This window comes from Halobellus captivus (assembly GCF_007655485.1).
Lineage (GTDB): Archaea > Halobacteriota > Halobacteria > Halobacteriales > Haloferacaceae > Haloquadratum > Haloquadratum captivum.
On record NZ_VJXQ01000006.1, the window covers coordinates 152,060 to 159,456 of the forward strand.

6 protein-coding genes are annotated in these 7,397 nt (G+C 59.4%); 2 read left to right on the top strand and 4 right to left on the bottom strand.

What is annotated here, in order from left to right:
* Window positions 1–68 precede the first annotated feature (68 nt).
* Window positions 69–842 (bottom strand): IclR family transcriptional regulator, encoded by a 774-nt coding sequence (locus FJT57_RS14380; RefSeq protein ID WP_144906423.1) that lies wholly within the window; start codon window positions 840–842, stop codon window positions 69–71.
* Between the two features lie 474 nt (window positions 843–1,316).
* Here FJT57_RS14380 and FJT57_RS14385 point away from each other — a divergent pair, with 474 nt between their 5' ends.
* Window positions 1,317–2,795, top strand: coding sequence for an ABC transporter substrate-binding protein (locus FJT57_RS14385; RefSeq protein WP_144906425.1), 1,479 nt, complete (start codon window positions 1,317–1,319; stop codon window positions 2,793–2,795).
* Window positions 2,796–3,197: 402 nt separating this feature from the next.
* On the opposite strand, the gene FJT57_RS14390 is transcribed toward FJT57_RS14385, so the two are convergent.
* The 3 genes from FJT57_RS14390 to FJT57_RS14400 all read right to left on the bottom strand — a co-directional run bounded on the left by FJT57_RS14390 (window position 3,198) and on the right by FJT57_RS14400 (window position 6,296).
* Entirely contained in the window at window positions 3,198–4,064 is an 867-nt protein-coding gene (locus tag FJT57_RS14390) for a carbohydrate ABC transporter permease (RefSeq protein ID WP_144906427.1), read from the bottom strand.
* Window positions 4,061–5,008, bottom strand: coding sequence for a carbohydrate ABC transporter permease (locus FJT57_RS14395; RefSeq protein ID WP_144906429.1), 948 nt, complete (start codon window positions 5,006–5,008; stop codon window positions 4,061–4,063). Before FJT57_RS14395 ends, FJT57_RS14390 begins: the two co-directional genes overlap by 4 nt.
* A gap of 154 nt (window positions 5,009–5,162) precedes the next feature.
* On the bottom strand, window positions 5,163–6,296 hold the full coding sequence (locus tag FJT57_RS14400; RefSeq protein ID WP_144906431.1) for an ABC transporter ATP-binding protein: 1,134 nt from the start codon (window positions 6,294–6,296) through the stop codon (window positions 5,163–5,165).
* Window positions 6,297–6,409: 113 nt separating this feature from the next.
* Between FJT57_RS14400 and FJT57_RS14405 the strand changes: the two genes are divergently transcribed.
* The coding region (locus tag FJT57_RS14405; RefSeq protein ID WP_203229196.1) for an amidohydrolase family protein at window positions 6,410–7,397 on the top strand (988 nt) is incomplete at its 3' end.

Sequence of the window (7,397 nt, forward strand, 5' to 3'; positions counted from 1 at the left end):
CGGAGGACAGACAAGACCGATCGAGTGCGACGTACTGCTGAATGAGAACGAGGGGATGCCGAAATCGACTACTGAGGGGTGGGCTGCTGAAACGAGAACTCGATTCGGTTCGCCGCGCCGGTCACGAGGTTCGGGAGCTCCTCGGTGAAGAACTGGCCCGTGAGCCGTTTCGACGGCGCGCCGAGAGTGATGGCTCCCAGGACGGAATCACCGTCGATGATCGGCGTGGCGACCCCTCGAATTTCGGCCCGCCGCTCGCCCCGGCTGAACGCGACGCCACGCTCGCGGATCGTCTCAAACTCGGCGCGAAGCTCCTCGCGGTCAGTGATCGTGTTGTCGGTGAACGCCGGGAGCCCGTGTCTGTCGATGATCTCATCGACGCGTTCGTCGGGGAGGTGCGCCAAAATCGCTTTTCCGGCCGCAATACAGTGGAGGTGTTCTCGGGTCCCCGATTTGTTGAAGGTGTACAGCACCCGGTCGCCCGAGTAGTGGTCGACGTACACGGCCTTTCCGTTCTCTTCGACGACGAACCAGATGTTTTCTCCCGTCTCATCGCCGATCTCTTTGAGGGCGGGCTTGACCTCTTTCCACGCCGTTCGATCGAGTTTTGCACGGTTCCCCAAATTGAGGAACTCCAGTGAGAGATAAAACGCACCGTCGTCCCGCACCACATAGCCCATCTCGATCAGCGTCTGGAGGTAGTCGTACAGCGTACTCCGTGCCAGGTCGATTTCCCCGTCGAGTTCGTCCAACGTCGCTCCCTCGTACTGGTGAAGTGTTCGGATAATATCGAACACGTTGGCGGCCGTCTTGATTCTGTATGCGGGGCGTTCTCTTGGCATAAGACAACAACTATCTCGGTACAGTTAACATTTGATGTCTCCGTCTGGGGAGATACACGGACTCCGTCTGTGTGAACCGAACCCGCCTGAACCCCGCGTCGTACTGCACTTCTCGAAGGCGACTCGCGGGTTGGAATGATCCCACTCGTAATTCGATATTCTCCAACCGGATTTCGTCGATAAATCCGCCCGCTGAATTCTACGAATCCTCGTTGCGGCCTGCTCCTGCCACGCTGCGATGCAAACCGATCGGAACCGCTTGTTGGATAAACTCCGAATTGTAGTTTCGTCGAGATAGTCAGGGGCTGTGAGGGAGTGGGTCACGATTCCGGCAGTGAATTCTCGGCGGGCGAAGTCAGCCGTCGAATTTGGGTCGTACCCTGATTATCGTCACCGATCGATAGCGCGCGTCGTCGCTCGTAATTATAATTCTTCTGAAGAAACAATTTAATACCCCTGTCTTTTTCATTATAGATGACGATGGTTAGAAAGCGAGACAACGTCACGCGACGAAAGACGCTCAAAGCGTTAGGAGGTGCCACTGCGGTCGGTGTGAGTGGACTGGCTGGCTGTTCCGGCAACGGAGACGGGTCGGATTCGGGCGGCGACGGCGGCGGTGATTCGGACAGCGGCGGTGACGGAGGGAGCCAAACCAGCTCCGGCGGGGACGACGGACTCCCCGACCTCTCGGGAGAGGACATCCACTTCATCACCGTTGCGCAGGTGGACAATATTCAGGATCTCTGGCGAGACATCGCGTCGGATTTCGAGGATGCGACGGGGGCGAACATGGAGGTCGAGTTCGTCACGACCGGCGTGAGCAGCCTCGATCGGATCGTCCAGTTGGTGCAGGCCGGAGACCCGCCTGAGGTCAGTATCCAGTCGTTCGGTGAAACGATGATCCTCCGGAACCGCGGCGTGTTAGCCCCGCTCGACGAAACGTACGAACGGGTGACCGAGTCACTCGGTGAGCCGACTGACGTCGTCGCGGACATCATCGAAGTGGAGGGGAACCGGTGGATGCTGCCGTTCTTCCACAACATCTCGACGTTCACGTACCGAAGCGACCTCTCGGATATCGTTCCGGACACCTGGGAGAAGGCCAACGAGTACGCGCGGGAAGTCGACGGGTTGGACAACGACATCCGCGGAACGTACGTTCCCATTATGACCGGGAGCCCCTCGACGGTCCGCTTCCTCTCGTGGCTTTGGACGAACGACGGATCGGTCACTGAGTGGCAGGACGACCGTATCCGCATCAACTTCCACGAGGAGCCGTACCGAGAGCGGACGATCGAGCTCCTCAATCACCTGGCTGAGCGGCAACAGTGGTCGCCGTCGGGCGAGGACTCCGGATGGGCGACCGTCCAAAACATCATTCAGTCCGGACAGGTCGCGAGCACGTGGTACGCCGGAATCCGAACGAAGAACGCGGCCATTCGAAACGGTCGCTCGTTCGCGAAGGACATCGAAATCGTGCCGGGAATGCCCTCTAACCGCCGAGACGACGTCGCCGAAGGGAGCGCGGAAGGGTTCGTCGCCTACGAGGGCGGGAATACGGAGGCCGCCAGGGCCTTCATCGAATACGCGACGAACCGGGAGTTTATCACGGATCTGCTGTTAGAGCTCTCCCCCGTGCAAAACATCCCCTCGTGGCCGGAAATCAAGCAGAGCGATCGGTACCTCGACGGAATTCGCTCGACCGACATTTACCAGACCGGCTGGACGGACGAGCAGTTCAGCGCCTACCAGGATGAGGCCTTCGAGAAACTCACCCACAAGACGATGGAAGGGGGATCAACGGAACCACCGAACCCCTACACGAGTGCGTACTACTCCGAACCGATCTGGAACCTCGAGTCGGATGTCCTGCTCAGTGGAGAGAACCCGGCGGACGTTATCGACCAGCGCGCCGAAGAACTCCAACAAGTAGTTGAGGACGCACAGAACTGAACGTTCGCCCACTGCCCGCCGTTCTCCACTGCTCTTCGAATCGACGAGACCTCCGATAGCGACGCTCACCTCTCGACCTTCGTCGAACGGTAGCACATAATTTGTCGAACAGTATCGCATAACTAGGGCGACCACCTCCCGCCCGATGTGATCGAGAAGAACAAAGTGCAATCGCGCTTCGGGCGGACGCACACTCGCTCCATAGGCGCGTCGGCGGCGGCGCGTGATCTGGCAATGTTCGCACCCTCTTTTCCAGTGCGCGATGATCGATCTGTGATAGCGAGTCGACCGTACGGCCCATTGAGCATATCACCGTTACTGAGACGCCGTACTGTCCCTTTCTGACCAGAAGCGGATGCCGTATCCGCTGAAAACGAGTGCGCGAGAGGTGTTGCCGCCCGCTCAGATCCGCGTCGCTCGGAACCCGCGAAGGATGTACTTCTGCAGGTAGTAGACGAAGAAGAACGTGGGTAAGACTAGAAGCGTCGACGCCGCCATAATCTGTCCCCACAGGACCGATTCCGCCTGTGTGAAGCTGTAGAGCCCGAGCGTGAGCACCCACTTCGAGTTGCTCGTCAGCAGAATCGTCGGAATCGTGTACGCGCCCCACGCGATGGCGAACGAGAAGATCGACACCGCGATCATTCCGGGCTTCGCCAGCGGCAGTGCGACCTCGTAGAAGGCCTGGAACCGCGAGCAGCCGATCACTCGCGCCGACTCCTCGTAGGAGTAGGGGACCGTCTGGAAGAACTGCCACATCAGCCACAGCGAGAACGGCAGCGTGGTGGCAGTTTGTGCGAGGATCACGCCGGGGAGACTGTTGATAATCCCGATCTGTCGCCAGAAGATGAACATCGGGATCGAAAGCAGGATCGGCGGGAACATGTATCCGAACAGGATCACCCGCGCGAACGTTTTCTTGTAGGGGATATCGAGGCGCGCCAGTCCGTACCCGCCGAGCGTCGCCGCGACTGTCGTCAGCGTCACGACGCCAGCCGCGAAGATGACGGTGTTCTTGTACCAGAGGAGGACGTCCGTCTCCAGCACTGCGACGTACGATTCCAGCGTCGCATTGGTCGGAACGAGCGGGTTCGGAACCGAGAACAGCTGTTCCGGTGGGATGAACGACGTCGCGAGCATCCAGTATATCGGAAACAGGACGATCACTAACCCCACCGCGAGGACGAGATTCAACAGCCAGTTGTAGACTTTCTTTCGTGTCTGATACGGGAGTTGATACCAGTACCCGATGGGCGTGTCGGCGCTCATTCGACGCGCACCTCCTGAGACGGCTCGAAGTAATGGAAGTAGACGATCGCTGCACCGACTAGCAGGACGAACAGGAGCGTCGAGACCGCCGCGGCCCGTCCGAGGTTAAAGTCGGAGAAGGCCGTTCGATACGCGTAGATCGACGCGATCATCGTCCGGTTCTGCGGGCCGCCGTTCGTCAGGATGTAGATGATGTCGAACTTATTGAACATCCACACGCCGCGGAGTAGCACAACGATAAAGAGCACGCCCTTCAGGTTGGGGAGCGTGATGTCCCTGAACCGATCCAGCTTCGACGCCCCCGAGATTGTGGCCGCCTCGTAGATGCTGGGCGGAATACTCTGTAACCGCGCGAGCACGATAATCGTCACGAAGATCGTGAACTTCCAACTGCTCGTCACGATCACCGACGGCATCGCCAGGTTCAACGAGCCGTACCACGCGAGGTACTCCTGAGTCAACCCGGTCTGAACGAGGATCTGGTTGATGATCCCGTATCTGCTGTTCCCCATCCAGAGCGCGACGAAGCTCAGGACGGCTGACGGGACGATGTACGGAAGCAGTGCGATCGCTCTCACGCCTCGCTTGAAACTAAAGGACCGATTGAGCAGGAGTGCGAGCGCGGTGCCCGCGACGACTTGGAGACCCACTGAACCGACCGCGAAGACGATCGACCGACTGAGACTCGACCAGAATCGATCGTCGTTCACGATGATGCGGAAATTCTCGAGGCCGACCCAGTTCCACTCCGGTTGGAGCGCGCCGACCTCGAAAAACGAGGCCGCGAGCGCCCACAACATCGGAAACAGATTTACGAATGTGAATACGGCGAGCGCGGGGACCACGGTCAACCCCACGAACACCCACCGCTTCGAGAGCGACTCGAAGAGCCCTCGTCGGTATCGGTGTAGCTGGTCTGTTGCTAACGATTCTCTCAACGACATACCGCAGTATGTGGCCACACTCCACTTAACTTTAATGTACAATCGGTTGGAACCCGTGCGCGTCGCGGGCGACTCCCTCCACTCCTCGATTAACTATCTCCCTTTGACAGGAACGGTACCTCCCGTTTCGGCGGGGTGGTGCGCCGCCAGACCCTCAGTCCAGTTGCGCCGCCTCTCCGCGCTTGGAATACGTTACCGGGTGTTTGATCGCATCGCCCGTTTTGCCGTCGAACAGATGGATGTCGTTGGTGTCAAAGACGACGGACACGTCCTCGCCCTGCTGGAGGCCACGCTCTCTCAGATTCAGTGCTCTGATCTCCCCGTCCGGAACGTCGACGGTGGCGAGGCGACGGTCGCCGACCCGTTCGATCAGTTCGAGCCGGCCCGTGAACCGACCCGCCTCGGTATCGGAGACGACGTTCACCCGCTCGGGGCGGATTCCGATCTCTACGGCATCGTCTTCTTGAACCCCGTCTGTGAGTTCTAGTTCGAACTCCTCGCCGTACGCCTCGACCGTGACGAGACCGTTCGAACGATCGGTTACCGTACCGGGAATGAAGTTCATCGAGGGGTTTCCGATGAATCCGGCGACGAAGGTGTTTTCCGGTTCTTCGTACAGCTCGTCGGGCGTCCCGACGCCCATTATGTTGCCGTCGTTCATCACCGCGATACGGTCGCTCATCGAGAGGGCCTCCGACTGGTCGTGGGTGACGTAGACCGTCGGTTTCTCCGCGCGTTCGTGAACCCGCTGAATCTCCTTTCGGATCTCGACTTTCAGTTGCGCGTCGAGGTCGCTCAGCGGTTCGTCCATCAGAAACGCGCGCGGGTCGTAGACGATCGTTCGGGCGATAGCCGTCCGCTGTCGCTGTCCACCGCTCAACTCGCCCGGATACTTTTTCAGCAGCTCCGGAATCTGCATCAGATCGGCGACCTCGCGCGCTCGCTCGTACCGTTCCTCCTTGTCGATGCCGCGCACCTTCAACGGATACGCGATGTTGTCGATTACGTTCATATGCGGGTACAGCGCGATGTCCTGAAACATCATCGCGAGGCCGCGCTTGTTGGGTGCGGTGTCGGTGACGTCCTCGTCGTCGACCAGAATCTGCCCGCTCGTCGGGGTCTCCAACCCGGCGATACAGCGTAAGGTCGTCGACTTCCCGCACCCGGAGGGCCCGACGAGCGTGAAAAACTCGTCGGGGCCGATCTCCAGGTCGATTCCGTCCACAGCGAGGTGTTCGGTGGCTCCCGCGGTGTAGGTCTTCCGCAGCGAGTTAACTACAATCGTCATAGATTTTCATAGTAGTTCCGCAGTGTGAATATTAAATCTGTGGGGCCTCGGTCAAAAACTGTCACGAAACAATAATTAGATAATTATAGACGGAGCCGTAGGTCTACGGTGTGATGAAGCCGGGACGGTTCATAGTCGAGACGCATTGCCACGCCCAGCGGCACGCCGTGAACGTGCAAGCGCAGGGCGACTCCAGTTACGGCAACCTGGCGAAGAAGATGAAGTTGGCCACGCCCGCCGACGAGGCCGACGGCGACGAGGACGTCATCATCTACGACAACTCCGATCGGGTGTTGCGTGATATGGACACCTACGGCGTCGATATGTGCGTCCTCCTCTCGGGATTCGGGATGAACAATAAAATTAACAAACAGATCATCGACGAGAACCCCGACAAGTTCATCGCGGCCGCGGCACCGGCGCAAACGAAGAAGAAGGCGCTGCGCGGCGAGGAAGAGTGGTCGTGGGAGGCCGCGGCCGAGGAGTTAGATTACTGGCTCTCGCAGGACGGATTCCGAATGACTGGAGAGGGAATCCGCGGTGATCCCACTCGAACGGAGCCGATCGAGTGGAGCCAGCGGAAGAAGGATATGCGGCACGTCTTCGACGTCGCGGCGAAGCACGACGTGCCCGTTCGGTGGCACACCGGCTACGCGTCCGGATACGGCGGTAACCACCTGTTCAATCTCTTCCCGGACTGGAGCGACCCCACACTGGCGTCGCAGTTGAAAGCGGAGTACCCCGAGGTACCGATCATCTTCGATCACGGCGGGATGCAGGCCGGATGGCAGGAGGACTATGTGGATAAGTGTTGTCAGGTGGCGGCCTCCTTCGACGACGTCTACCTCGAAATCGGCCTCTACTGGAAGGAGCTGATGAAGAAACCGCTGAACGATCCCAACATCGCCATCGATCAGATCCTGTGGGGCAACGACTGGGGCGCGTCGATGGTCCAGAGCAGTCAGCCGAACGAGTACCCGCCGACGTACTGGGAACAGATCGAGAGTCGGGGACTCCCCGCGCATCAGCCGGACTACTGGGGTGCCGGGCTTCGGCAACTACTGAAGTACGCGATGGAGCGAGACCTGCCGCAGGAGGAAC

Coding starts and splice junctions, on each gene's coding strand:
- FJT57_RS14400 (WP_144906431.1), bottom strand. CDS start 6,296: ATGACGATTGTAGTTAACTCGCTGCGGAAGACCTACACCGCGGGAGCC.
- FJT57_RS14385 (WP_144906425.1), top strand. CDS start 1,317: ATGACGATGGTTAGAAAGCGAGACAACGTCACGCGACGAAAGACGCTC.
- FJT57_RS14395 (WP_144906429.1), bottom strand. CDS start 5,008: ATGTCGTTGAGAGAATCGTTAGCAACAGACCAGCTACACCGATACCGA.
- FJT57_RS14380 (WP_144906423.1), bottom strand. CDS start 842: ATGCCAAGAGAACGCCCCGCATACAGAATCAAGACGGCCGCCAACGTG.
- FJT57_RS14390 (WP_144906427.1), bottom strand. CDS start 4,064: ATGAGCGCCGACACGCCCATCGGGTACTGGTATCAACTCCCGTATCAG.